Origin of the sequence: Mesorhizobium sp. KACC 23794, assembly GCF_052180275.1 — a bacterium.
Classification (GTDB): Bacteria; Pseudomonadota; Alphaproteobacteria; order Rhizobiales; family Rhizobiaceae; genus Kumtagia.
In genome coordinates this window covers 2068423-2093318 of record NZ_CP197465.1, presented here as the reverse complement: position 1 = coordinate 2093318, position 24896 = coordinate 2068423, and the positions used below count along the sequence as shown (strand labels likewise).

16 protein-coding genes and 1 tRNA gene are annotated in these 24896 nt (G+C 67.4%); 14 read left to right on the top strand and 3 right to left on the bottom strand.

Features of this window, described 5'->3' with window-relative positions; translation table 11 throughout:
* Nucleotides 1-227: 227 nt before the first annotated feature.
* Nucleotides 228-1715 (bottom strand): winged helix-turn-helix domain-containing tetratricopeptide repeat protein, encoded by a 1488-nt coding sequence (locus tag ACSBOB_RS10270; protein WP_442582297.1) that lies wholly within the window; start codon nucleotides 1713-1715, stop codon nucleotides 228-230.
* A 135-nt stretch (nucleotides 1716-1850) separates the two neighbouring features.
* Here ACSBOB_RS10270 and ACSBOB_RS10265 point away from each other — a divergent pair, with 135 nt between their 5' ends.
* The 4 genes from ACSBOB_RS10265 to ACSBOB_RS10250 all read left to right on the top strand — a co-directional run bounded on the left by ACSBOB_RS10265 (nucleotide 1851) and on the right by ACSBOB_RS10250 (nucleotide 4070).
* Complete coding sequence (locus ACSBOB_RS10265; protein ID WP_442582296.1) at nucleotides 1851-2066, top strand: hypothetical protein; 216 nt, start codon at nucleotides 1851-1853, stop codon at nucleotides 2064-2066.
* 154 nt (nucleotides 2067-2220) lie between these two features.
* The gene (locus ACSBOB_RS10260; protein WP_442582295.1) at nucleotides 2221-3225 is read left to right on the top strand and encodes an alpha/beta fold hydrolase; all 1005 of its coding nucleotides are present in this window, start codon (nucleotides 2221-2223) and stop codon (nucleotides 3223-3225) included.
* A 136-nt stretch (nucleotides 3226-3361) separates the two neighbouring features.
* Nucleotides 3362-3619, top strand: coding sequence for a type II toxin-antitoxin system Phd/YefM family antitoxin (locus ACSBOB_RS10255; RefSeq protein ID WP_442582294.1), 258 nt, complete (start codon nucleotides 3362-3364; stop codon nucleotides 3617-3619).
* Nucleotides 3620-3623: 4 nt separating this feature from the next.
* Nucleotides 3624-4070: a type II toxin-antitoxin system PemK/MazF family toxin gene (locus ACSBOB_RS10250; protein ID WP_442582293.1), complete on the top strand. Its 447-nt coding sequence runs from the start codon at nucleotides 3624-3626 to the stop codon at nucleotides 4068-4070.
* Between the two features lie 19 nt (nucleotides 4071-4089).
* Here ACSBOB_RS10250 and hisN read toward each other — a convergent pair whose 3' ends face one another.
* Nucleotides 4090-4866 (bottom strand): histidinol-phosphatase, encoded by a 777-nt coding sequence (gene hisN, locus ACSBOB_RS10245; protein WP_442582292.1) that lies wholly within the window; start codon nucleotides 4864-4866, stop codon nucleotides 4090-4092.
* A 265-nt stretch (nucleotides 4867-5131) separates the two neighbouring features.
* A complete protein-coding gene (locus ACSBOB_RS10240) occupies nucleotides 5132-6073 on the bottom strand; it encodes an N-formylglutamate amidohydrolase (protein WP_442582291.1) in 942 nt (313 codons plus the stop codon).
* 138 nt (nucleotides 6074-6211) lie between these two features.
* Here ACSBOB_RS10240 and cpdR point away from each other — a divergent pair, with 138 nt between their 5' ends.
* The 10 genes from cpdR (at nucleotide 6212) to ACSBOB_RS10190 (ending at nucleotide 24872) form a co-directional block, all read left to right on the top strand.
* Entirely contained in the window at nucleotides 6212-6574 is a 363-nt protein-coding gene (gene cpdR, locus ACSBOB_RS10235) for a cell cycle two-component system response regulator CpdR (protein ID WP_442582290.1), read from the top strand.
* A 147-nt stretch (nucleotides 6575-6721) separates the two neighbouring features.
* Nucleotides 6722-6796 (top strand) — tRNA-Val (locus tag ACSBOB_RS10230).
* 428 nt (nucleotides 6797-7224) lie between these two features.
* Nucleotides 7225-11886, top strand: a complete 4662-nt coding sequence (locus ACSBOB_RS10225) for a DUF6603 domain-containing protein (RefSeq protein ID WP_442582289.1) — start codon at nucleotides 7225-7227, stop codon at nucleotides 11884-11886.
* Nucleotides 11883-13484, top strand: coding sequence for a hypothetical protein (locus tag ACSBOB_RS10220; RefSeq protein ID WP_442582288.1), 1602 nt, complete (start codon nucleotides 11883-11885; stop codon nucleotides 13482-13484). The genes ACSBOB_RS10225 and ACSBOB_RS10220 overlap by 4 nt, the downstream gene beginning before the upstream one ends.
* A 1-nt stretch (nucleotide 13485) precedes the next feature.
* Nucleotides 13486-14448, top strand: a complete 963-nt coding sequence (locus tag ACSBOB_RS10215; protein WP_442582287.1) for a hypothetical protein — start codon at nucleotides 13486-13488, stop codon at nucleotides 14446-14448.
* Entirely contained in the window at nucleotides 14445-18734 is a 4290-nt protein-coding gene (locus ACSBOB_RS10210; RefSeq protein WP_442582286.1) for a hypothetical protein, read from the top strand. Before ACSBOB_RS10215 ends, ACSBOB_RS10210 begins: the two co-directional genes overlap by 4 nt.
* A complete protein-coding gene (locus ACSBOB_RS10205) occupies nucleotides 18731-20500 on the top strand; it encodes an FISUMP domain-containing protein (protein WP_442582285.1) in 1770 nt (589 codons plus the stop codon). Before ACSBOB_RS10210 ends, ACSBOB_RS10205 begins: the two co-directional genes overlap by 4 nt.
* A 7-nt stretch (nucleotides 20501-20507) precedes the next feature.
* Nucleotides 20508-22400 (top strand): glycosyltransferase, encoded by a 1893-nt coding sequence (locus ACSBOB_RS10200; protein ID WP_442582284.1) that lies wholly within the window; start codon nucleotides 20508-20510, stop codon nucleotides 22398-22400.
* A complete protein-coding gene (locus tag ACSBOB_RS10195; protein ID WP_442582283.1) occupies nucleotides 22391-23692 on the top strand; it encodes a hypothetical protein in 1302 nt (433 codons plus the stop codon). Before ACSBOB_RS10200 ends, ACSBOB_RS10195 begins: the two co-directional genes overlap by 10 nt.
* Entirely contained in the window at nucleotides 23679-24872 is a 1194-nt protein-coding gene (locus tag ACSBOB_RS10190) for a hypothetical protein (protein WP_442582282.1), read from the top strand. Before ACSBOB_RS10195 ends, ACSBOB_RS10190 begins: the two co-directional genes overlap by 14 nt.
* Nucleotides 24873-24896: the final 24 nt, after the last annotated feature.

Sequence of the window (24896 nt, the reverse complement as noted above, 5' to 3'; positions counted from 1 at the left end):
AGCAAAAACAAGGGCTTGTTGGTGCCTTCTGGCGTACACCCAGGAAAATTTTCCAGCGGGGTGAAAATTCCATCCCCTTTTCATGCTGAAATCCGGGGGAAATCCCAGGGACAGCTTGCTCAACACCGGTCGATGGATATCGATCGCTCATGCAGCCTGTGGCCCGGGAGATGCTTGACTTTGATCGCCCGAGTCGCGCGAACGGTCGAGATAGTCCGCCACTTGCCTTACTCCCGGCTGTCGACACGCTCCAGGATCGCGCGATAACGGCTGCATATGGCGGGATCCTGATAAAAATCCAGTTCCAGATCGACGATCTCGTCAAGGCTTAGGCGGGGATAATGTGCCTTGACCTTTGCCAACAGATCTTGCGCCCGGCTGATTTCGCCCAGTTCTGAATGGCAGATGACAAGTCGAACGAGCGACCACCGTGGCACGGCTGCCATTTTCGCGAAGCAGGCAATCGCCTCGCGATAGCGTCCAGCCGTGGTCAGTATGGTGCCGCGATAGTCCTCGTACCATCCCACGGCATAAGGGTCGCGGCGCTGGGCTTCGATGATTTCACCGAGCCCTTCCTCCGGCCTGTCCGTGTAGCTGAGGAAAAGAGCGCGGATGGTCAGAATGAACGGATCGTTCGGATTGAGCGCGACCGCCCGATCCAGACTGATTTCGGCTTGCCGGAATTGGCGCAACCACAAGTGGGCGAAGCCGATGGCGAGATGGCCGTACGCCTCGTCGGGGTCAAGCTGCAACGCGGTTGCCGCGATCTCCAGTCCGGAATGCAGATGGCCGGGACTGTCGTAGTCCCAGTAGAATTTGAAGGACTCCACGAAGCTCAGCATGGCGTGGGCGGCGGCAAACCGCGGATCGAGCTTGACCGCCTGGCGCAGGAAAGGTTCCGCGTCGTGCGCGGTCTCGTAGACGGCCGCGAGTTGCAGGGCTCTCAGGTAAAATTCATAGGCCGACATGTTGTCGGTCGGCCTGGCCCTGGCGCGCGACGCGATCGCCGTCCTGGCCTGCCGGGCCAGGCGCGCCGCGATCATCCGGGTGATCTCGTCCTGGATCGCGAAAATGTCGTCGAACTCGCGGTCGTAATGTTCGCCCCAGAGATGCGCCATCGAGGATGCATCGGTCAGCTGCACCGTGATCCGCACACGGTTGCCGATCTTGCGCACGCTGCCTTCGACGACATACTGGACGCCGAGTTTTGCCGCCACCTCGGCCAGGTCATGCGCCTTGCCGCGGAACCGGAAGGAGGAGTTGCGCGCAATGACCAGGAACTCCTTGTACTTGCCAAGCTCGGCGATGATGTCCTCGGTAATCCCGTCGCTGAAATAGTCCTGCTCCGGGTCGCCGCTCATATTGTCGAAGGGAAGGATCGCGATGGACGGCCTCACCGGCGCCGCGGTCCCTGCCGCAGCCATGGTGGGCCTGGGACCGGCATATTTATAGCCGCGGCCATGCACGGTTGCGATCATCTCGGCGGGCAGAAGCTTTCTGAGCGCCGAGATATGGACCTGCAGCGTGTTCTCCTCCACCACCACGCCCGGCCAGACCGCATCGAAGAGGTCGCTCTTGCCGACCACCTCGTCCGGCCTGTCGAGCAAAAGGGCGAGGATGTCGAAGGAACGAGCCGACAGCGCCACAGGCCCGTCCGGCCCCAGCAGCAGCCGTTCGGCACGTTTCAGACGATAGTTCCCGAACTCCAGGTCCATTGGGCCATCCCTCGCGGGCACGATAGTCGAAGACGACCCTGAAGGCGAACGTCAGGTCCGATCAGGAGTCTTCAGGCCCGCGCCAAGGACCTGAGCGGGACGCGGTGACATCCTCCTCATCAAAGGAGGACGCCCATGACCGACATCCCCGCCACCACGACGACCACCCGCCCCCTTGAGCCGCTACGGCCAGACTTTCCAAAGCCCGGAATTGGAGCATCGTTGGCAGCCATATGCAGTGTGATGGGCGACGCCTTCAAAATGGCCTATGTGAGGCCTTACGCCACTCACCGCCGCCGGCCGCAGGCCGTTGCGGACGACGATCTCCAAGGCCGCGACCCCGGTTGGTGACCTTCGGGCGTGGTCTGGCTCGCATCGATCCGCATGGCCCCGTGCCGATCCGTCCGCGCAATTGCGCGGACGGGACGATTTCTTTGCAATTGGCCGCTAAGCTCCTAACTTCCGACCAGACACTCCGCCGCGAACGGACGCCAGCCTCGCCTCGATGACCGATTTCTTCTTCGAAATCCCCGGCAATCCCGTTCCGGACAATGCCTCGGGCGGCTATATCAGGACGCCGGACGGTTTTCGCCTGCGCTATGCCTGCTTCGCCCCGGATGGCGGCGCGTCTCGCGGAACGGTGGTGATCCTCACCGGCCGCAATGAATGCATCGAGAAATATTTCGAGACCATTCGCGACCTGGCCAGCAAGGGGCTGGGCAGCGCGGTCATGGACTGGCGCGGCCAGGGCGCCTCGGACCGGCTGATCCGCGACCCGATGCGCGGCCACGTCGTCAGCTTCGACGACTATGTGACCGATCTCGTGCAATTCTTTACCGGGATCGTCGAGCGCGACTGTCCCGGCCCCTATTTCATCCTCGCCCATTCGACCGGATCGCTGATCGCCCTCATGGCTTCCGCCTCGCTTGCCGGCAAGGTGCGGCGCATGGTGCTGGTGGCGCCGTTCCTCGGCGCCCGCGGCCTGCCGCTTTCGACGAAGAACATCAAACGGCTGATGAACCTGTTCTACTGGGTCGGCATTCGCCGCCTCTACGCCTATGGCGGCAGGCGGCCGCCCGGCCCGCCGCTGTTTTCCACCAACAAGCTGACCACCGACGAGGCGCGGTTCCAGCGCAACACCTTGCTCTACCAGACGCATCCCGGGCTGGCGCTCGGCGGGCCGACCGTCTCCTGGGTACGGGCCGCGGCGATCGCCGCGGAAAAGGTCCAGGACCCCGCCTTCGTCGCCGGCTTCAGGATCCCGTCGCTGTTCATCTCCGCCGGCGCGGACGAGGTGGTCTCCACGCAAGCCATCGAGGACTATGCGCAAAGACTGAAGACCGCCTCGCTGGTCACCATCGACGGCGCCCGCCACGAGATTTTGCAGGAAGCCGATCTCTATCGCGAGCAGCTGCTCGCGGCGTTCAACGCCTTCGTGCCGGGATCGGGCGTGGAGCCGGCGGACGCCGCCGCCGTCCGCCCCGCTGCCGATACACAACGCAGGGCGTGAGGGATTGGGCTTCCAAGCCTATAAAAAGAGGCGTGAAATCAGGCAATTGCCCACCAAAGACCGGACCCGCGACTATGAAATTTGCCGATTGTGGAGAAATTCGCTATTATAGCGATAACTCCGAAGGAGGTGATACATGGTCACGATCACAGCCGCCGAACTGCAGAATCATTTCGGACGGTACCGCGATTTGGCACAGAAGGAGCCGGTCTCAGTCACGCACCACGGCCGCGAAAGCGTCGTCCTGATGTCGGCGGAGGAATTCAGGCGGCTTAAGGCGTTCGACACGCGGCAGGTTTTCTATCCGCAAGAACTTCCCGAGGACGTCCTCGCCGAACTCGAAAAAGGCTATCAGGGCGAGCCGACGCCGCAGCTTGACCACCTGATGAAATAGTGGCGTGGCGCTCGAACCAAAACCCGGCCTTGTCATACGCTATGATTTCCTGTGGAAGCAGGACCAGAGCGCCGGCGTCGAAAGCGGGAAAGACAGGCCGTGCGCGATTGTCCTGACCTCGGCCGAACGGCCTGACGGCTCCAGGGACGTTCTGCTTTGCGCGATAACGCACACGCCGCCCGGCAAGGGCGAAACCGCCGTAACGGTGCCGGCGGCCGTGGCGAACCATCTCGGCCTTGATGAAAGCCAGTCGTGGATCAAGACCGACCAGGTAAATAAGGTTGTGTGGGAAAAGGGCCGTATTCCCCACGGCATCAGTCGGACTGCGAAGGGCGAATGGACATTCGGCATGATCCCGCAAGGTCTCGGCCGGCAGGTTTTCGAGCAGGTACGGGACAAGGCGCGACAGCGGATATTGCAGACGGTGGACCGCGATACCGATTCACACTGACGCCGCCCCGTGCACGCTGCTACCCGGCAAGCGCCGCCAGCGCCGCCGCGTGCAATTCGGGCGTAGCCGCCGCGATGATGTCGCCGCCGCCCTCGGCCCGTCCTCCGTCGAAGGTTGTGACCACGCCGCCCGCCTGCTCGATGATCGGGATCAGCGCTGCTATGTCGTAAGATTGCAGGCCAGGATCGGCGACGACGTCCACCTGCCCGGCCGCGATCATGGCGAAGGCGTAGCAGTCGGTGCCGTAGCGCGACAGCCGCACGCTGGCCTCCAGCCGCTCGAATTTTGCACGCAACACCTCGCCTTTGAACAGCGCCGGCGTGGTGGTGAAGAAGATCGAATCGGCAAGCTGCGTCGTCTTGCGGGTCGACAGCCGGCGATCGCCGCCCGGACCCTCGTAGAACGAACCGGAGCCCGTGGCGTAGAAAAGCTCGCCGGTGAAGGGCTGCGACATCATCCCAGCCTCGGCCTTGCCGTCGACCGTCAGGCCGACCAGCGTGCCCCAGACCGGGATGCCGGAGATGAAGGCGCGGGTGCCGTCGATCGGGTCGATGATCCAGCGATGACGGCTGGAAACGTTTTCCGCCCCAAACTCCTCGCCGAGGATGCCGTGGTCCGGATATTCCGCGCGGATCAGGCCGCGGATGACGCGCTCGGCCTCCTGGTCGGCCTCGGTGACGGGGTCGAAACCGCCGGCCTCCTTGTTGGAGACGGCGCCCTGGCTGCGGAAGCGCGGCAGCGTCTCGGCCGCCGCGGCGCGTGCGATCTTGCGCAGGAAATCTGCGGAAACGGTCACGGGAAATCTGTCCTTTCTTGGGAATCGGCCGCCGATTCGTTGCAGGAATGTCACAAGGAGGCGGGCGTACGGATCAAAACATCACTCTGATTTAAGAATCTGTCACAGTCGCTTGACATTTGTGCGATGCACAATATTCTCGTTCTCGAACAGGTTTCCTGTTCATGCCCTCCTTGGGCGTTTCCTCCCTAGACTCAGACCGCGTTGTGCGAACAACGCGGTTTTTTTTGAGCCGCCGCGGCAATCGCCAGCCATATCCCGATTGCTATTCGGCCGCCAGCGGCAGGTCGACGAAGACGTCGTCCGGCAACGACATCAGGTCGGCGGAAAAGCGCGCGAGATCGTCGGCGAGCGCCTCGAAGCCGGCGGATTTCTGGAACGTGCGCTCGTTCATGTAAAGCCCGCGGTTGATCTCGATCTGCACCGCGTGCAACCCCCGCGCCGGGCGCCCATAGTGCTCGGTGATGAAACCGCCGGCATAGGGCTTGTTGTGGGCGACGGTGTAGCCTTTTGACGACAGCAGCGAGATCACGCTTTCCACGACCGCGGCCGCGGCTGACGCGCCGAACCGGTCGCCGACGATGAAGTCCGGGCGCATGCCGTTGTCTCCTACCCTTATGCTCGCCGGCATGGAGTGGCAGTCGACCAGCGCGGCGTAGCCAAAATGCGCATGCGTCTGCATCAGCATGCGTTTCAGCGTTTCGTGGTAGGGCTTGTAGATGCCGTCTATGCGTCCGATCGCCTCGGCCAGCGGCAGCCGCGACGGATAGATGTCGAGCCCTTCGCCGACAAGTTTCGGGATGGTGCCCAGCCCGCCCGCGACACGCGCCGAGCGGATGTTGGCGAAGGACGGCACGGGGTCCTGGAACATGCGCGGGTCGAGTTCCCACGGCTCCCGGTTGACGTCGATATAGGCGCGCGGGAAATTGGCGGCGAGCATCGGCGCGCCGAGCGCCACGGCGCCGGCGAAAAGTTCGTCGACATAGCTGTCCTCGGAACGCCGGATCGCCACAGCGTCCAGCCTGGTCATCGCCAGGAAGCGCTCGGGATAATAACGGCCGCTATGCGGCGAACTGAATACGAAAGGCACGCGCTGTTCGGCGGTCGAGCGAATCTCGAATGGGGCGACGCTGGAAAAATCGTCGGCCACCGTCACTTCAACTCCCTCCAGCACGCGACTCCATGTACCATGCCCCAAAACTGCCATTTGGCGCGGCGCATGTCCAGCTTCGGCGCATGGGCCGAAACGACGGCATTCACTTGATATTTACCCCCTGCACTTCATATACAGGAATGGTTAACGGGCGGCTGTGCCGGCCCGGCGATCCGATTGGAACGGGACAAGATGGCACGCATTCTCCTTGCGGAAGACGACCACGACATGCGCCGGTTTCTGGTCAAGGCGCTGGAGCGCGCCGGCTACGACGTCAGCGACTTCGACAACGGCGCCAGCGCCTATGAAAGGCTGCGCGAGGAGCCGTTTTCGCTGCTCTTGACCGATATCGTCATGCCCGAGATGGACGGCATCGAGCTTGCCCGCCGCGCCACCGAGATCGACCCCGACCTGAAGGTGATGTTCATCACCGGTTTCGCGGCGGTGGCGCTGAACCCCGATTCGAAGGCCCCGAAGGATGCAAAAATCCTGTCGAAGCCATTCCACCTGCGCGATCTCGTCAACGAGGTCGAGAAGATGCTGCACGCCGCCTGAGATCGTTTGGCGATCTGTCCTCGGCCGGCGGCGCCGCCCGCCGTGGTATCGGCCGACCAGCCGGCCACCGCTTCGCTGGATAAAAATAGCGGCGTCCGACGCTATTGACGCGCCGGACCAAAAATGGTGTATGCGGCCCATTCGAATGGGCGTGTAGCTCAGCGGGAGAGCACTGCATTGACATTGCAGGGGTCACAGGTTCAATCCCTGTCACGCCCACCATTCGACTGACGGCCCGGCGTTGATCCGCTGTTCGCACCCAAAAACAGCTTCGAGTCTTAGCCTGTGTCCCAGTCAGGGGGCGCCGATTCGCGGCTTGCTTTCTGGCCCTGCAGACTTGCGCCAAGAGGCGATGCCGGGTCGCCGCAGGCCGGTTCCGGATGGTTGCGCAGAAATATGCCAGCAAGAATCCTCGCCTGCGCAAGGGTGCCAAAGCGGACCTGACCGCGTTCGTTCGATTCCTTCCTTTCGCGCGTCAACCATAATTTTCTATTGAATAGACAATGGTCAATTTCACCCTTCCCTTACGTCAATCTTGGTGATCTACTGTAAAAACGTGAGCCACTTTTGTCCGCAGAAACGTTTCGGGTGCCAGCCCGGAGCGCATGTCGGGTTTTGGCTGCGGGAATCCGACGTGGGAGGGGGCGGCGATGGACCTTGCGGGCCTGAAGACCTATCTCGACGGCCTCGGCCCGACCTTCACGCTTGCCTCCACCGACGCGAAACTCCCGTCCGTGCTGCAGGACCTGCTGGCCGCGATGCCCGGCAAGACGATCGCGCTTACCCCCGCGCAAGGCGGAATCGTCATCGTCGGCAGCATGTTGACGATCACGGCGACCAGTTCCGACACATGGCCGGTCACGGGCCTCGGCTCGGCCAAGATCGCGCTCTCGACCGCCGTGCTGACCGTCACCGATGCGGCGACGCCAAGCGCCGGCGCGACCATCGGCGGACAGCTTCCGCTTGGCGCCGGCGCCTCGGCGGGGGTGACGGTCACGCCGTTCCAGGGCTCCACGACCTGGACGGTCGCACTCGCCGGCACGACCGGAAGCGTGACCCCGACGGAACTGATCGTGCTCGGCACCGGGAAGACGCTGCCCTTCCCGATACCGCCGAAACTCGACCTTTTCACCCAGATCGCAACCGTCGACCCCAAGGCGTTCGAGATCCGCTTCACGCCCGCCGGCGGCCAGCCCGCGGCCTACCGCTTCGGCGTCTCGGTCAAGGGCGCGAGCTGGAGCCTCATTCCCAAGGTCATCGACTTCGATGGCATGGACCTCGCCGCGCTGATCGGCGGCGGCGGCTGGGCGGTCACCACCATCGGCCACCTCAGCGTCGGAAATGTCGCGCTCGACATCGGTGTGCAGTTCAGCAACGCCCCGGTCTGGCAGGCCTTCGTGCGGCCGACGACGGGCGACACCTTCCCCGGCATCGTCGAATTCGCCGACTGGATCGTCAGCGGCAGCGGCTCGGGCACCTCGCAGGGCTTCGCCAACATCGGACTGAATCCCAATGCGTTCGACCTCGCGTTGTCGCGGGTGACGCTGAGCTTCGATCCGGCCAAGGCGGAGGTGAAGTCACTCCTCATCGCCAGCGAACTGACGATCGTCGGCCTGGTCCTCGACCTCGGCCTGATATTGCCGGACCTGACGCTGACCGGCACTCTCCACGACGGCAAGCCGGTCAAGGTCGTCGACATGCTGAGTGCGGCCGACCTGCCGACCGCGTCGGTGCCGCAGAGCCTGACCATCGCCGAAGCCAGTTTCTCGGCGGCGCCGAAGGCCGGCACCTATTCGGTGAACGTCGAGGTCGACGGCATCTGGACCGAAGGGCCGGTCAAGCTCGAGACGATCAAGGCCACCGTCGACTACGCCACGGTTCCCGGACCGCCGCCGTCCGGCCAGTTCACCGGCCGGTTCGAGGCGGTGATCGGCCTCGGCGAGGTGGCCGAGATCGACCTTGTTGCGGAATACGCCGGCGCCACCGCCGGCTGGACCTTCTCCGGCGGACTGCTCGCAGGCACCACGGTCAAGATGAAGGACGTCATCGACGAACTCGACACGACCTGGGGCATCGGCAGCGTCCCCGGCCCGCTGAACAGCCTGACGCTGACGGCGCTCTCGGTGTCCTACCAGACCGGCACCAAGGCCTTCTCGTTCAATTGCGCTGGCGGCTTCACCGTCGACACGACCGACGTGACGGTGGTCTTCTCGATCGACCTCGCGCCGACCCCGGCCAAGGGCGCGGGCGACGGCGAGATCGCCGGAACCAAGGGCTATACGGCAAAGTTCGGCGGCTCGGTCTCGTTCGGAGGCAATACGTTCGACATCGTCTTCGACACCGAGAGCACCGGCACCGACATTTTCGTCGCCGACTACGTCCATACCGGCGATCCGGTGGCGCTCGCCGCGCTGATCGCCGACGTGTCGACGACGATCGCCGACGGCATTCCGGCCGGCATCGAGATCGACCTGAAGGAGGTCAAGTTCGTCTTCCTGGCGCAGACGGGCAATCCCAACGTCTGGGCCTTCGGCCTGCGCCTCGGCAGCAGCTTCGCGCTGAACGACATCCCGGTGATCGGGTCGAAGCTGCCCCCGGAGCTGACGCTGTCGGTCGACAATCTGCAGATCCTCTACGCCGCGGCCGCGATCGACGACAAGCAGGCCGGCACGATCAACGCCGTCCTGCCGAAGAACGTGACGCCGCTGCCCGCGGCCGGCGCCGGCCAGGGCATCGCCTTCGAGGCCGACCTGGCGGTGGGGTCGTTCAAGAAGCATCTCCAGGCCGGCGTGACGCCACCCGCGAAGACCAAGGCGGCAGCGGCCCTGCCGGCGCCGGCTGGCGCCGGAGCGGGAACCGCGCTCGCCGCGACGGGGTCGAACGTTCCGGCGAGCGGCACCGATCCGATCCAGTGGTTCGACCTGCAGAAGCAGATCGGGGTCTTCAACTTCCAGCGCGTCGGCGTCGGCTACGTCGACAACAACCTCGAAATCGCGCTCGACGCCTCGCTCGCGGTCGGCCCCCTCGCCTTCTCGGTCGACGGGCTGACGGTCGGTTCGCCGCTGACCGAGTTCAAGCCGAACTTCTCGTTCAACGGCCTGTCGCTGTCGTTCGACAAGCCGCCGATCGACGTCGGCGGCAGCTTCCTCAAAGCCACGGACACGGTGAACGACAAGGATGTGACCTCGTTCTACGGCGAGTTGAACGTCCAGGTCTCGTCGTTCGGGCTGAAGGCGGTTGGCGGCTGGACGCCCGATACGGGATCGTTCTTCATCTATCTCAGCATCGACGCGCCGATCGGCGGGCCGCCGGCGCTGTTCGTCACCGGCATCGCCGGCGGGCTCGGGCTGAACACCAGCCTCACCCTGCCGACGGTCGACAAAGTCGGCACCTACATCCTGCTTCCCGGCTCCGCCCCGAAGCCCGCGGACAGCCCGCGCGAGACCATCGCCAACGTGCTGACCGCGCTGCGCGACACCATCCACCCCGAGGTGGGGCAATACTGGGTGGCGGCCGGCATTTCGTTCACCTCGTTCGAGATGATCAAGGCGCGCGCCGTCATCTCGGTCTCCTTCGGGGTCGAGACGCAGATCGGCGTCGTCGGGACCGTGGCGATGACCTTCCCGACCGGCGCGCCGAACCCGGTCGCCTACATCGAGGTCGACATTTTAGCGTCGTTCACGCCATCGACCGGACTGCTGTCGGTGGACGGGCGGATCAACCCCGCCTCCAACCTCTTCGCCGGCTTCGTCAAGCTTTCGGGCGGCTTCGCCTTCTACATCTGGTTCTCAGGCCCGGATTCCGGCAACTTCGTGGTCACGCTCGGCGGTTATCACCCAGCCTTCGACAAGCCGCCGATCTACCCGGTCGTGCCGCGCCTCGGCCTGAGCTTCGCGCTGGGGCCGTTCAAGGTGGTGGGCGAGGCGTATTTCGCGCTGACCCCCGGCGCGTTCATGGCGGGCCTGCGGATCAGCGCGACCTGGTCGCTCGGGCCGATCAAGGCCTGGTTCGACGCCGGCGTCGACTTCCTCATCGCCTGGGCGCCGTTCCACTACGAGGCGGACGCCTTCGTCGGCATCGGCTGCTCGGTCGACCTCGGCCTGTTCACCATCAACATCCATATCGGCGCCGACCTCTACATCTGGGGCCCGGAGTTCGGCGGGCGCGCCGATGTCGACCTCGACGTGGTGTCCTTCTCCATCGAGTTCGGCGCCGCGCGGCAGGCGCCGCCGCCGGTCGGCTGGCAGACCTTCTCCGAAAAATTCCTGCCCGCGCCCTCGGACGCGCCAGTCAAGCAGGCCGCGATGCTCGCCGCCGCCGTGCCCGGCGCCGCGCCATCGCCAAAACCTATCCTGACCAACGTGCTCCGCGCGACGGTCGAGGCGGGCAAGCTCGCCGACGGCGGCGGGACGGTGGACTGGATCGTCGACCCCGACGCCTTCCGCATCCTGACGGCAAGCACGATCCCGGCCAACCGGGCGACCTGGGCGACCAAACCCACGACCAATAAACCCCCGATCAATCAGGAACTGCCGAACATCCTGGCCGACTACCGCCTCACCGACCCGGTGCCGGCTCTGCTCACGCCGGCGGAAGGACTTGCCCTGCGCACCGCGGCGCCACCGCCGCCGCCGCCCACAGCGCCGCCCGGAATGGCGCTGATCCTGTCGAGGGGCGTCGAGACGGCGGACCCGCCCGCGGTCTGGGAACCCGACCTGCACATCGGCCCGATGGACGAGAGCGACGTTATCTCGACCCACGCCATCACGCTGACCAAGGCCGACAACACGGGCAAATTCACCGACTATGTCACGACCTTCAGCGTCGAGCCGGTGCTTGCGCCTTCGAGCACCGCGCTGTGGGGCAAGAAGAAGGACAAGCCGAAGCCCAACGACGACCGGCTGATCGACCACACGCTGACCGGGTTCCGCATCTCGGCGGTGCCGCGCACGCCGGCCCAGGTCAGCGGCATCCCGCTGCTCGACCTGATCTTCGGGCAGGCGTACAGCGTCGGCTACACCGCCGAGACGGCGAAGGTGGACACCGGATCCACCGTAACCTCGGTCGCGAAGGACGACGACCTCACCATCACCGTCACCGGCGCCGTGTCCGAGACGCTGCCGAACAAGGGTTTCGTGTTGAACGCCATCGGCGATGCCGCGGTCGCCGGTCGACGCGCGACGATCCTTGACGACCTCGTCGCCAACCACTTCGGGACGACACCGTCGGCGAAGATCAACGTGACGCTGTTTGCGACCGACACCGCCCTGACCGACTGGCCGCGCGCGGCCCTCCTGGGAGCCGCCGCATGAGTGACGCCCCGAACTTCGCCCCGCCCGCCGGAACGCCAACGGTCGCCGACGAATATGTGACCTTCATCCAGCACCGCCTTCCGGGGCTGGATGACGGAACCTACAAGATCACCGTGGAGCAGACGGTGACGGACACCGCTGGCAAGGCCATTGCCGGCGACGGGCTGTCGCGCACCTACAGCTTCGCCGTGCAGGGCGACCGGTTCAGCATCCGCAATCCCGCCGCGACGGTGGCGAGCGTCTTTCCGTCGAACAACGCGACGGGCGAGTTCGACACGGTGTTCGCCCATGCCGTCTTCAACCTCCCGGCCTTTCCCTGGTCCCGTTATCCGACGACCAAACCGCCAGCGGCGACGCCCTCGGGAAAGGATGTCGCCGACGACGTTCCGACCTGGCTGGCGGTGCTGATCCTCGACGACGACGACCTGGCGCCCTATCCCAAGTCGGCCTATCCCAACCTGTCGTTGGAGCCGGTGACGGCGCAGGTCCTCGACCTGTTTCCGCAGAAGGCCCTGCCGCCGAAAAGCCGCGAGAGCACGCTCGGCACCGCCTATTCCTATTTCGACGGGGCGACCGACACCAAGGGACTCGAGACGGGCGAGAGCCTGAACGATCCGATCCAGCATATCGACCTGCCGATGCCGCTCTTCCTCGGCATCGCGCCGACGATCGCCGACATGAAGCTCACCGCCCATGTCCGCGAGCTCAGCATCGAGAACAAGCCGCTGCTTGCCGGCGCCACCCAGCCCGAAGACCCGATCGGCACCTTCGCCATCGTCGTCGGCACCCGCCTGCCACAGGCGAACCGAAGGACCCGCGCCTACCTCGTGTCGCTGGAGGAGCTGCAGCGCTTCCTGCCCAAGGACGAGGAAGGGACGACCCCGACCGGCCCGAAGGTCGACATGACCCGCTCGATCCGCCTCGCGGTGCTGCAGGCCTGGACCTTCTTCTCGACCGGGGATTCGGCGACGTTCACCGACCGGCTGATGGCGCTCAACATCACGAAGCCCAGCACGAAGCCGGGCAAGAAGCCTGTCCCTGTCCCGCCCCCGGTCACCGGCGTGCGGCTCACCCGCGAGGGTGCGAGCACGCTCGTTCAGAACGCGCTCGCCATGGGCTACGTGCCGATGAACCACGCGCTGCGCGACGGCGGCAACACCGTCTCGTGGTATCGCGGCCCGCTGGCGCCGACCACGACGGTCTGGGGAGACATCCCGCTGCCTGTCTCCTCGCCCGACCAGGTGACGATCTTCGACCCGACGACGGGACTGCTCGACGCCTCGCTCGCCGCGGCCTGGACGCTCGGACGCCTCGTCGCTTTGCAGGACAAGACCTTCTCGGCCTCGCTCTACAGCTGGAAGAAAGGGCTGACGCGCAAGGTGGTGAACGCGGCGGAGCAGGAGATCATCGGCGACATCTTCGGGTCGCTTTTCGCCGCCGCGCCGACGCCGCCCGTCCTGCTCGCCGCCAAGCCGCCGCCGGGGCCGGAACTCCTGCATCGCGCGGTCGGCCTGTTTTCCGCGCTCAGCCCCGCCGCGCGCGGCGGCGCAGCCGAGCCGCTACCGCCGGCCCAAGCCCGCCCCGAGCAGGACCAGTGAGATGAGAACGACTGTCCGCACCCGCCTCCAGGCAAGCATCGCGCTGTCCTTCGCCTCGCCCGCCGCCGTCAGCGCACGCCTTGGCGCGACCGAGGTGCCGGCCGACATAGCCGGCTGGCTCGGCCGGTTGCACGCGCTGATCGGCGTGCCCTTCCCCTACCTGGTTCCCGACGAAGGGATGCTGCCGCCGGAATCGATCCGCTTCTTCCAGCTCGACAAGGCCTGGGTCGAGGCGCTGGTCGACGGCGCCTTCAGCATCGGGCGCAACCTCGCCCCCGCCGCCGATACCGCGGCGACGGTTCCCGCGGCGCTCAACCCCAGCCTCGTGCTCGACCAGGTGCTGCATCCGCAAGTGACGGCGGACTCGAGGGTCGCGGCGCCGCTGCGGCGCCGGCGCGCCGCGACGATGCAGGCAGGGCCGCTTTCCGTCGCCGGTGGGCCGCCGGCGCCGCAGCCCTGGTACGGCTTCGTGCTGCGCTCGTCAGTCGTGACGGACTATCCGGGCCTCGGCGTCAACATCTACCCCAAGGGCCACACGCCCAGCGACCCCGGGGCCACGATCATCCTGCTGCCGGTGCGCAGGTTCGACCTTCTGGGCGAGAAATCCGACACGCTGATCTGCCTGGTCGAAGGCGAGCCCTATCACATCGACATCCACGAGGCGCCCGAGGTGCTGCACTACGGCATCGACACCTACGTGCCCGGCGCCACGCCGACGGCGACCAAGGTCCTGCGGACCTTCACGGTCTCCGGCGGCAAGATTACGTGGACCGGGATTACCGACCCCCCCGTCCAGATCGGCGACACGTTCCGCAGCGCGCAGCCACGGGTGGTCAAGATGGCGGCGCTCGCCGCGAAAGTTGCAGCCGCAAACGGGATAAAGTCCGTCAATTCCGCCGAGATGGGATTCGAGATGACCGAAGGCGTCGGCAAGGTCACCTTCGTGAACCGGAGCGCGACATGAGTGCCATCGTCCCGCTGAACGTCGCCGCGATCCGGGTCAGCGGCATCGACCAGAGCAACGTGACGCCGACCTTCAAGGGCCGCACCGCCGCCTTCGACCTGCTGCCGCACACTGCCAGCTCAAGGGTCGCGAGCACCGGCGACACCGTCGTCCGCCCGCTGGCCGACAACACGGCGACCGACCGGCTTGGAGCCGGCATCCATCTGCATTGGGAACTGCCCGACCGCTTCAAGCGCGGCGTACAAGGCCCGGCCGACGGGCGCATCACATTTCCGGCCGCGCCGAACCGCTGGCTCGTGATCCGCTCGCTGAGCCTCTACGACCCCGCGACCAAGACCTGGGGCGCCGTCACGCAAACGGGCTGGATCGTCGAGAGCGACTTCGTCAGCGCAACCCCCACGGCCGGACCCCGGGGCGAAGACCGGTATCCGATCGCCATTCCCGTAGGGATCGGCACCACGCCGTTCAGCTATATGGGCCGTGTCCTCAATGCCGCCGGCTGGGACCCGGCGAAGGAGAACCCCGCCGACTACCTGCCGCACTACAAGGGGCCGGGCGGCGAGGCGCTCTATCTCACCTGCATCGGCTTCGTCGGGGCGGCCTTCTCGTCCTATTATCCCGATTGCCGCAGCGTGTTCGGTTTCTGGGACGATTTCGGCGACAAGAAGGAAGTGGCCGACGCCATCACCGGCAGCACGCAACTGCGCTTCCGGGCGAGCTATCAGGTCGTGGGCTGGCTCTCGGACCCGACGCTCGACCCGCTCGCCGGCATGGCCGCGACGGTAACGAAGAATTATGCGACCTACCTCGCCCAGACGGTGGCCGAGAAGGTGCCGGTCAAGCGCACGCCGGCCGATATCTTCGTCACGCTGGCCGGGCAGCAGCTCGGCTGGACCTTCGACCCGGCGGCCATCGACTATACGCTCGGCAAGAACGACGTCCTCGTATCGCTCGACGCGCCGCAGACCAGCATCGTCTCCGGCATCGTGCAGGAGATCGACTGGAACCAGCTCGTCCCCGGCACGGATACGCCGTTCCTGACGGCGCCGGGCGGCGGCACATCGTGGAGCGACGAGGTCGACCTCGCCATCGGCAACACCACGACCGAGGCGATTTCGGCACTCGTGCGGAGCCAGCTTCCGACCCCTGCCGGCAGCGGCATCGACGCCGATTACGAATTCCTGCTCGACGCGCTGCAACTCGGCATCCTGCGGGACATCGAGGAGGGCGGCAACACGGTGACGGGGCTGGTGGAATCGCTCCACACCCGCGCCTTCGCACAGCAGTCGGGCGGCCAGCTCTGGTCCATCTCGGCCCGCACGCAGCCCTCGGCCGACGGCCAGCCGCCGACGCAGCCGGTCGAGGTGACGCTTCCCTTGCCGCTCGCCCAAAAGCTCGAAACGCTGAATCTCGCCCAACAGGCCTACGACCAGGGGCGCGACCGGCTGGCGACGCTTCGGCGCCAGTTGTTCATGGACTGGGTGATCTTCGTCAAGCAGTACGTACGCGGCAACACCCCGCAGCCGGTCGTCAGCACCAACGATCTGTCGGCCTTCCTCGCCACCTCGACCGGCGGCGAACTGGGAGCGGTGCTGGCCGAACAGACAGCAGTCGGCCTCGCCGCGTTTCCGCTCGACGCCGAGGGACGGCAGGTCATCGGCGTCACCACCACCGACACCGGAGACACCGCCGCGACGCGCCTCGTCGCCGCGTTCAAGGCGGTGCAGGCGGCGCTTCAGCAGGTCAACTCCGCCGCCGCTGCCGCCGTCACGACGATCAATGCCGCACGCAGGCCCGGCGCCGTGCCGCCGCCGCCGGAATGGCTGCTCGAGGCGACAAGCGCGGCGCCCTACTGGCTGCCCACAGACACGGTCGTCGCCATGGAAGGCGACCGCATCGAGCCGGTGCGGCGCAACGGCGCGACATCGGCCATCGCGGTACGCACGTCGGCGCAGATCATCGACCAACTGACGCTGGCCGCCGGCGGCGGGTCGTGGACGGTGACGGGAGCCCAGTTGGCGGGCCTGATGTCGTTGCCCGCCGCCGCGCCGGACGTTGCGACGCTGGGCGCGCTGGCCGCCGAGGCCGCATTGCTGATGCCGATGGCCGCCCCGCTCGTCGCCACGGCGCTCGCCGCCCAGGGCGGCGCCGGCAACCCGGCCGTCGCCGACGCCACCGCCTTCGCCACGGCGCTCGCCACCGCGCAGGGCGGAGCTGCGCCGCTCTCCGGCGCGCCCGCCTCCGGGCTCTATGCTGCCGTCCGGGCGACCGGATACAAGCCTGTCGCCGATCCGGTGCAGAACGTCACCGCACCGATAGCACTTGACGTCACCTTCACCACCGCCAAGGGCGGCGCCTTTCCGCCCGATCCGGTCGGCTGGCACACACCGACGCTGCTGCCGGAATTCACGCCCACCCGCGTGGATCCGTTCCTGCCGGTCTGGCTGGTCTGGAGCGCCTCGATCGATCCTCTGGCCTATGGCCAAGGCACGGACTATGCGCCGACCACCATCTCCGACCGCTTCATCCTCGACGCCGACGCGGTGGATTATCGCTACCGCCTTGGCAGCGGCGCGCCGGTGCCGGGCTTCACCACCGGCAAGCCGGTCACCTATGCGGGAGCAGTGGTGCTGAACAAGCGCCCGACCGAAGGGCTGACGACGCAGATCGACGCCTATATCGCGGATTATCCGCCCGATCCGACCAATCCGGCCGACACGGTCGATGCAGAACTGAAGGCGGCGCGGGCCGACCTGGCCGGACGGCGGATCATGTCGCAGGCCCTCAGCGGGCTGTCCATGCAGCAGACCTTGCAGACCCCGATGCCGCAGATCGAGGTTGCCAACCTCGTCGCCGGCCCCCGCGACGCCGTGACCGGCGCCATCGCCCGCGCGGCGCGCGCCACGGCCAACGACACCTGGTATGCGACCGCGTTCAACTCGGTCGCGCCGATTTCCACGGGCGTGCTCGCCGACTACAATTACGGCCCGGTACGGTCCGGCTTCATGGAGGTGCAGTCGCTCACCATCGTCGACGTGTTCGGCCAGGTGATGACGCTCGAGACGAAACCCACGGCCTCCGGCGCGATGAGCGTCGCGCCCTCGGCCGATTTCCGGCCCGAACCCGGCGATAGCGCCAATGCCGAGAAGATCTACCTGCCGCCACGGCCGCTGGTGCCGACCCGGCTCGACTTCCACTGGCTCTCGGCCACGCAGAACATGGTGCTGATGAACGACCATCCCGCGACCTCGCCGGTCTGCGGCTGGATCCTGCCCAACCATCTCGACGTGACGCTGGTCTTCTACCAATCGGACGGGTCGGCGGTCGGCTCGTTCGGGATCGAGCACGGGCAACGGAAATACCGCACGCGCGCCGGCAACATGGCCAACCCGACGGACAATCTGGCGCTCGACGTCGGCCCCGTCGGAAAACCCTCGGTCAACCCGCACCTGGCCGACCTGATGTGGTTCATCGCCGGCGAGACGGCCGGTTTCCTCGACGACCTGATGACGACCATCCAGGCGACCGACGCCTACATCGCCCCGGCAAGCTACGCGCAGGACGTGTCGCTTTCGATCCTGATGGGGCGGGCGCTGGCGATCACGCGGGCGGTGCTCGGCCTCTCGACCGCCGGCGGGGCCTTGCCGATCAGCCAGGCCAACATCTCGACCTCGGGGCCGCTCGCCCAGGCGGTGGCCAATGGCTGGACCGACTATGCGACGCGCCAGGCGCATACGAGCGCGGGGCTTGCCAACATGATCTTCCCGCTGCGGCTGGGCGATCTGTCGGACATCGACGACGGCCTCGTGGCATTCCTGCCCGAAGGACCGGCGGGCAAGCCCTATTCGACTGTCTATTCGTCCGCCGCGCCGAAGGCAGGCGCCAACGACGTCAAGCAGCCGCTGCCCGATACGATGCAATTGAAGCTCAACGCGGGGCTGACGCCGGTCACGCTCATCGTCGATCCGCGCTCGCCGGTCCATGCCACGACGGGCATCCTGCCGGTCGGCGTCGCGCAGATCCCACCTGACCAGTACGCCGCCGCGCTCGAAGGGCTTTCGCTGACCTTCGTCACCCACCCCGTGCTGGTCCGTTCCGGCGGCCTTTCGCTGCCGCTGCCGGACGAAAGCGGATTCTCCTGGTCCTGGATCGCACCAGGCCAGGCGCCCACGCCGCTGCCGGCCGACACCGCATCGGACCTCGCCGTCTGGGGCTACAGCCCGCAGCATCTCGCCGAAGGCTGGCTCGGCCTCGTGCCCCAACCCAAAACCGGAGGACGTTCATGACCGGCGCCCCGCTCGTCCCGGTCGCGATCGTCAATCCCGCCAATGGGGAGGCGTCGATCGACGTCGGAGTGGCCGCGTCGCTGAAGGTGACGCTGACCAACAACACCGGCGACCGCATCGGCATCACGGCCGCGAACCCGGCTTCGACCCTGACGATCTACGGCGACCCCGGCACTCTCTTCACGGCGGCGCAGTTCGCCGCGATGACCGCGACGCTTGCGGACTGGACCGCTTCGGTCGACGCGAACGGCCCCGCGCTGGTGCTGACCGCCAGCAAGGACCAGAACTGGGAGGACGGGACCGACCTCGTCCTGACCCTCGACGGCGTGATCTCCACCGACGCGCCGGGCGCCAACGGCCTGCAGATAAATCCGGTCGGCCTGACCGGCAACGTGCCGTTCAGCCTGTCCGCGCCCTTGATGCTCAAGCAGCCTCACAAGCCCGGCAATGCCTCGCTGACCGACGTGCTGCAGGTCAACCTCGACAATCAGGGCCTTGTCTACCGCTCGGCGGCGGGCGATCCGATAACCAACATCCTCTTCCTCAACATCAAGAACACCGCCGCCGAGCCGATCTACCGCGGCAAGACCGCCGCGGGGAGCCCGCAGGTCGCGGTGCGCTTCGTCTACGGCAGCACCGCCGGCGCGCTCGCCCCCGCCACGAACAATGGCGGCACCATCCCGCAGGGCTCGGCGTGGAACATCCGCGCCGACCCGAAGGTGGTGACGATCGGCTGGTCGGCAACCAACCCGGATGTCGCCGGCAGCGAGCCCGCGCCGGTCTGGACGCTGACGCCCTCGACCATGGCCGTCCTCGGGACCGGCGACCTCGCCAACGTGACCTTCACATTCTCGGGCATCGTCTCGTTCACGCCGGTCGGCCACACGCAGATGTATCTGCTGTTCACCGGCTTCATGCAGGACGAGACGACCCGGTACGACGACCATGTCTTCGTCCTCGACATGCCGAAGGTCGATCCGCCGCCGACCCGCGGCCTGGTGGCGTTCAATGCCGGATCGCCCCTGGCGGAGACGCGCGATCCCAACGCAGCAATCCCCATCTCGCTGCGCTGGACGATGTTCAACGTGGCGCATGTGCAGCTTCTCGCCTCGACCCCGACGGTACAACCGAAGGTGGTGCGCTATCCCGAGCCGAAACCCCTCGGCTATGACGACCTCGCGCTGAGCGTGCCGGCGGTGGCGCGGAGCGAGCCGGTCTTCTTCAGCCTGCAGAGTTTTGACGGCAATGGCGGGTTCCTGAACGCATTGCAGTTCACCGTCTATGTGCAGGTGTCGTGGGTGAGCGACCCGACCGGGCGGCCCTATCCCGTCGCGCTGTTCGGCAACACGTTCTGGATGATCGAGAACTACGCCTACGACACCCACGGCTCCTTCGCCTACAGCACGCAGCAGCTCACCGATGCCTATGGCCGGCTCTATTCGTGGGATGCGGCGAACGCCAACGCGCCCGACGGCTGGCAACTTCCAAGCGTCGCCGACTGGCAGGCGCTCTTCGCGCGCTGGGCTTCGCCCGCAGCAGCCTTCGCGGAGCTGATCGACGGCGGCAATTCGGGCTTCGCGGCCGGCCTCGGCGGACAGCAGGACAATACGCAGACGCTGAGCGGACTGCTGTCGCGCGGCGTCTACTGGACAGCGAGCGAACCGCAGACGGCGCAGTTCTCCACCGGCTCGGGCACCGGCCTGGTCTCCGTCGGGACGCCGCTCGCGGGTTATGCCGTCTCGACCCGCTATATCAGACATGTCTGAGGCAGCGATGATCCGACATCCGGCCGAGGCGCCGGTCCGTCGCCCGACGATCTGCCTGTGCATGATCGTGCGCGACGAGGCGCATGTGATCGAGCGGGCGCTGGAGTCGGTACGGCCGTGGATCGACGCCTGGGCGATCTGCGACACCGGCTCGACCGACGGCACGCCCGAGCGCGTGGCGGCCGCGCTCGAGGGCATTCCGGGCATGGTCCATCACCACCCCTGGGTCGATTTCGGCAAAAACCGCAGCCGCGCCATCGCGCTGGCGCGGCGCCTCGCCGACTACGTGCTCATCCTCGACGCCGATATGACGGTCCGGGTCGCCGACCCCGACTTCAAGGCCGGCCTCGTCGCCGACCGCTACTGGCTCCGCTACGACGACCCCGAACTCGACTATTCGCAGGTCATGCTGGTGTCGAGCCGGCACGACTGGCGTTTCGTCGGCGTGACGCACGAATACGTCCACACCGACGCCGAGACCATCGACGGCGTGCTTCCGGCGCTGGCGCTGGTGCATCACGGCGACGGCGGCAACCGCGCGTCCAAGTACATCCGCGACGTGGCGCTGCTGACCCGGTCACTGGAAGCCGACCCCGCCGATACGAGGGCGATGTTCTACCTCGCCGAGAGCTTCGCCCAGCTCGGCCGCCACGCCGAGGCGCGCGACTGGTTTCGCACCCGCGCCGCCGACGGCGGCTGGGAGGAGGAGCGCTGGTTCGCGAGTTACCGAGCCGCCGTGATGGACGGCGAGGCCGGCGCGCCATGGCCAGAAGTCTCGGCCGCGCTCCTCGATGCCTGGGCGGTGCGGCCGCAGCGGATCGAGCCGCTGTACGACATCGTCCGCCACCATCGTCTGCTCGGCGAATATGCGCAGGGTTATGCCTTCGCCGCGATGGCAGGACACGGGCTCGGCTATCCCGACGATCACCTCTTCGTCGCCCGGGCCGTGCACACCCACCTCTTCGCCTTCGAATACGGGCTCTGCGCGCTGGCGCTCGGGCGACTGTCCGAGGCGATCGTGGCCTTCAACGCCGTCCTCGGCGGCCCCGACACGCCCGCGACTGACGTGGCGGCGACCGCGCGCGAGGGGCGGAGGGTCGCCGCGCTCGCCCTGCATCCCGCTCCGGCACGGCCAGCGTCGCGGACCGCCCGCCTCGTCGTCGCGGCGCCGTTCCGCAATGCTGGGCCGTTCCTCGCGCGGCACCTCGCCTCGGTCCGCGAACAGACGGGTGTCGACGTCCGCGCGATCTATGTCGACGACGCCTCGACCGACGGCGCAGCGTCCGTGCTGCCTGATAGCGACCCGCGGATCGAGGTGATCAACCGCGCGGAACGCATGGGCGCCGCCTTCAACCTCCACGACATCGTGGCGAACCGCTGCGATCCCGACGAGATCGTCGTCTGCCTCGACGGCGACGACTGGCTGGCGGCGCCCGACGCCTTGTCCGCTGTCGCGGCACTTTACGACGATCCCGGCTGCTGGCTGAGCTGGGGCCAGTTCGAGACGCCGGACGGACGGATGGGTTTCGCCCAGCCCTTCGCATCCGAGACGGATTTCCGCGGCCTCAGGCTCGGCGCGCGGGTGACGCATCTCAGGACCTTCCGCGCCGGGCTGTTCCAGGCCATTGCCGGCCAGGACCCCGGCTTCGACTGCCTCAAGGACGCCGCCGGGCGCTGGCTGACCACAGCCACCGGTGTCGCGGCGACGTTTCCGCTGCTCGAACTCGCCGGCTTCCACCGGGTGCGGTTCAACGACCGGGTCGTCGTTGTCTGCAACGACGCCAACCCGCTGTCCCACCACGCCCAGCCGGCGACGCGCGCCGCGCAGGCCGCAGCCTTCGCCGAGGTACAGGGGAAGCGCCCCTTCGCGCGCCTGACCGAGGTGCCAGCATGGGCCTGACAGCGACCGAGACCAGCGCCTTCCTGGCGCACGCCAAAGCCCTCGGGCACGATGCCGCGCGGCTGCTCGCGGGGGCGGAGGAATTGCGCGACTTCGGTCTTCCCGCGCTCGACCACGGCCGGGTGTTCTCGACCGCCGACGACGCCTCACGGGCGCGGCGGGCAGACCATTTCTTCAACCCGACCATCGCGGCGCGCCGCCGCCTCGGCCAGGGCGTGCACGACCGCTGCGAAGCCGGGGTGTTCGCCGGCATGCCGGTGGCGCAGTCCGATCTCGACGGCATGGCGGGCCACCTGCCGTTCCCGGTCCGGGCGTCGAGCGAACTCGTCCGCCGCATCCCCGCCGGGACCGAATGGGACGTCAGCGCCCGGCCCCACGACTGGGGCCGTGAATATCGCGACGACGTGGTACGCGTGGTCAACATCGGCACGCTGATCCTCGAGCCGGGGGCGCGGCTCGTGGTGCAGGGCAACCTGTTCTTCCTGCTCTGCCAGCGCGTGATCCGTCTGGGCGAGGACGATCCGGAAGGCTGGCAGATCGGCGTGCTCGCCACGCCGTTTTCGGTCGATCCCGGGATCGGCCCCGACGACGGAGCACCAGGCCAGGACGGCCGCCACGGCGGCGCCGGCACGGACGGCCTGGCGCGGCAGGCGGTGCCGACGCTCCTCGGACCAATGCTGGTCCGTGACGTCGCGGAGGACGCGGTCGACGGCACGCCGGGCGGCGGCGGGACCGACGCGACCAATGGCGGGCCGGGACGCACCGGAGGCGCGGCGAAAATCGCCGAGATCACACTCCGCTCCATAGAGGGCAACGTCACCATCCTCGCCGCCGGCGGCGACGGCGGCCATGGCGGGGCCGGCGGCCGGGGCGGCGACGGGGGGCAAGGCGGCAATGGCGCCCCGGCGCTCCGGACATTTCGCGGCGAACTCCCGGCCGGCGCTGGCGGGCGCGGCGGCGCAGGCGGCGCCGGTGGCGTCGGCGGGCGCGGCGGCCATGGCGGCCTCGCCTCGAACGTCTATGTCAGCGTGCCGGAAGCCTTCGTCCCCCAGGTCCGGCTCCGGCCGCTGCCGTCGCGCGGCGGCGCGGGCGGACGCGGCGGACCGGGCGGCAGGGCTGGCGCCAGCGGTGTTGGTGCTCCGCCGGGCATTCCGGGGCGCACCGGCGAGGACGGCGCGCCCGGCCGCGATCGCCCGGCACCGCCGATGTTCCTGAACGACCGGCCGGTCGAACCACCGGCCGATTTCCCCTTCGACCCCGCAACCAGAGGAGTGAGCCATGCTGAGCAATGAGGAACGACTGCAGAGATTTGGACTGGCCAGCAGCTATAGCGCGCCGGGCGTGCAGGAACACGTCGTCACCGTCAAGGACATCGACCAGTTGCGACACGTCCTCGACCTTGGCCACAGTGCGGAGGGCCGGGCCGCGCATTTCTCGTCGCTGTTCGGCGAGGTCGCCGTCGAGGGCGATCCGCTGATCCAGCGCGTGCAGGAATATGTGCTCGGCAACGGCACCCTGACAGACGCGGACCGCGCCGCGACCGCGACCGCTTTCCCGCTCAAGATCTATGTAAGCACCGACCCCGCGGGGCCGCTGACCATCGACGCGCCGTACGACCTGTCGACGAGCGACGGCAGCACCCGCGTCGCGATCTTCACCGATGTGACCATGAACCAGGGCGGCTATTTCATCTGTTCGGCGACGCCCTTGCAGTTCACCTGCTCCACCTTGACACGCGTCGGCAGCGGCGGCGCCGCAGGCGACTTCAACATCCTCGGCAAGACCGGCGCCGACATTCCGGCGCCGGGCGGCCAGGCCGCGCCGGGACAGGCGCAGAACGGAGCCTCGGGACAATGCTCGTCGGCGGGCATCGCCGGTTCCGGCGGCGGCAACGGCAGCACCGGCGCGGCGGGTGCGACCGGAGCGCAGGGCGGGCGCGGCAATGACGGCATCCCGAGCCAGATGGCGACGATCACCATCACCGGCACCGTCACCACGCCGCAAGGCCAGCAGATCCTCATCGCCTCGCGCTCGGGCACCGGCGGCAACGGCCAGCCCGGCGGGCCGGGACAGCCGGGCGGCCAGGGCGGCAATGGCGGCAACGGGGTGAGTTGCGGCTGCACCGGCAATGGCGGCGGCACCGGTGGTCCAGGGGGGCCGGGAGGAAATGGCGGCGCCGGCGGCCCGGGCGGCAACGGCGTCAACGCCAGCGCCAATGTCGTCGTCAGCGCGCTGTCGACCGAGATTCCGAAAATCCTGCAGGGCGGCGTGACGGCGGACGTGCCGTTCGGCAATGGCGGCGCGGGCGGACCTCCGGCCGCCGGCGGTACGGGCGGCGGCGGCAGCAGCGGCGGCAAGAACAACAATGGCGGATCGGGCGGAGGTGCAGGCGGCACTGGCGCCACCGGAGCTCCAGGCGGCCCCGGCACGACCAGGGGCACTGCGGCCAAGGTGATCGTCCAGCCGCTCTGAGCGGTGACGGGAGAGGCGGGCGCC

Bases quoted from the DNA above. Each gene is read 5' to 3' on its own strand.
- ACSBOB_RS10270 (WP_442582297.1), bottom strand. From the start codon at position 1,715: ATGGACCTGGAGTTCGGGAACTATCGTCTGAAACGTGCCGAACGGCTG.
- ACSBOB_RS10195 (WP_442582283.1), top strand. From the start codon at position 22,391: ATGGGCCTGACAGCGACCGAGACCAGCGCCTTCCTGGCGCACGCCAAA.
- ACSBOB_RS10190 (WP_442582282.1), top strand. From the start codon at position 23,679: ATGCTGAGCAATGAGGAACGACTGCAGAGATTTGGACTGGCCAGCAGC.
- ACSBOB_RS10205 (WP_442582285.1), top strand. From the start codon at position 18,731: ATGACCGGCGCCCCGCTCGTCCCGGTCGCGATCGTCAATCCCGCCAAT.
- ACSBOB_RS10255 (WP_442582294.1), top strand. From the start codon at position 3,362: ATGGTCACGATCACAGCCGCCGAACTGCAGAATCATTTCGGACGGTAC.
- cpdR (WP_442582290.1), top strand. From the start codon at position 6,212: ATGGCACGCATTCTCCTTGCGGAAGACGACCACGACATGCGCCGGTTT.
- ACSBOB_RS10220 (WP_442582288.1), top strand. From the start codon at position 11,883: ATGAGTGACGCCCCGAACTTCGCCCCGCCCGCCGGAACGCCAACGGTC.
- ACSBOB_RS10260 (WP_442582295.1), top strand. From the start codon at position 2,221: ATGACCGATTTCTTCTTCGAAATCCCCGGCAATCCCGTTCCGGACAAT.
- ACSBOB_RS10240 (WP_442582291.1), bottom strand. From the start codon at position 6,073: ATGGCAGTTTTGGGGCATGGTACATGGAGTCGCGTGCTGGAGGGAGTT.
- ACSBOB_RS10200 (WP_442582284.1), top strand. From the start codon at position 20,508: ATGATCCGACATCCGGCCGAGGCGCCGGTCCGTCGCCCGACGATCTGC.
- ACSBOB_RS10210 (WP_442582286.1), top strand. From the start codon at position 14,445: ATGAGTGCCATCGTCCCGCTGAACGTCGCCGCGATCCGGGTCAGCGGC.
- ACSBOB_RS10225 (WP_442582289.1), top strand. From the start codon at position 7,225: ATGGACCTTGCGGGCCTGAAGACCTATCTCGACGGCCTCGGCCCGACC.
- ACSBOB_RS10215 (WP_442582287.1), top strand. From the start codon at position 13,486: ATGAGAACGACTGTCCGCACCCGCCTCCAGGCAAGCATCGCGCTGTCC.
- ACSBOB_RS10265 (WP_442582296.1), top strand. From the start codon at position 1,851: ATGACCGACATCCCCGCCACCACGACGACCACCCGCCCCCTTGAGCCG.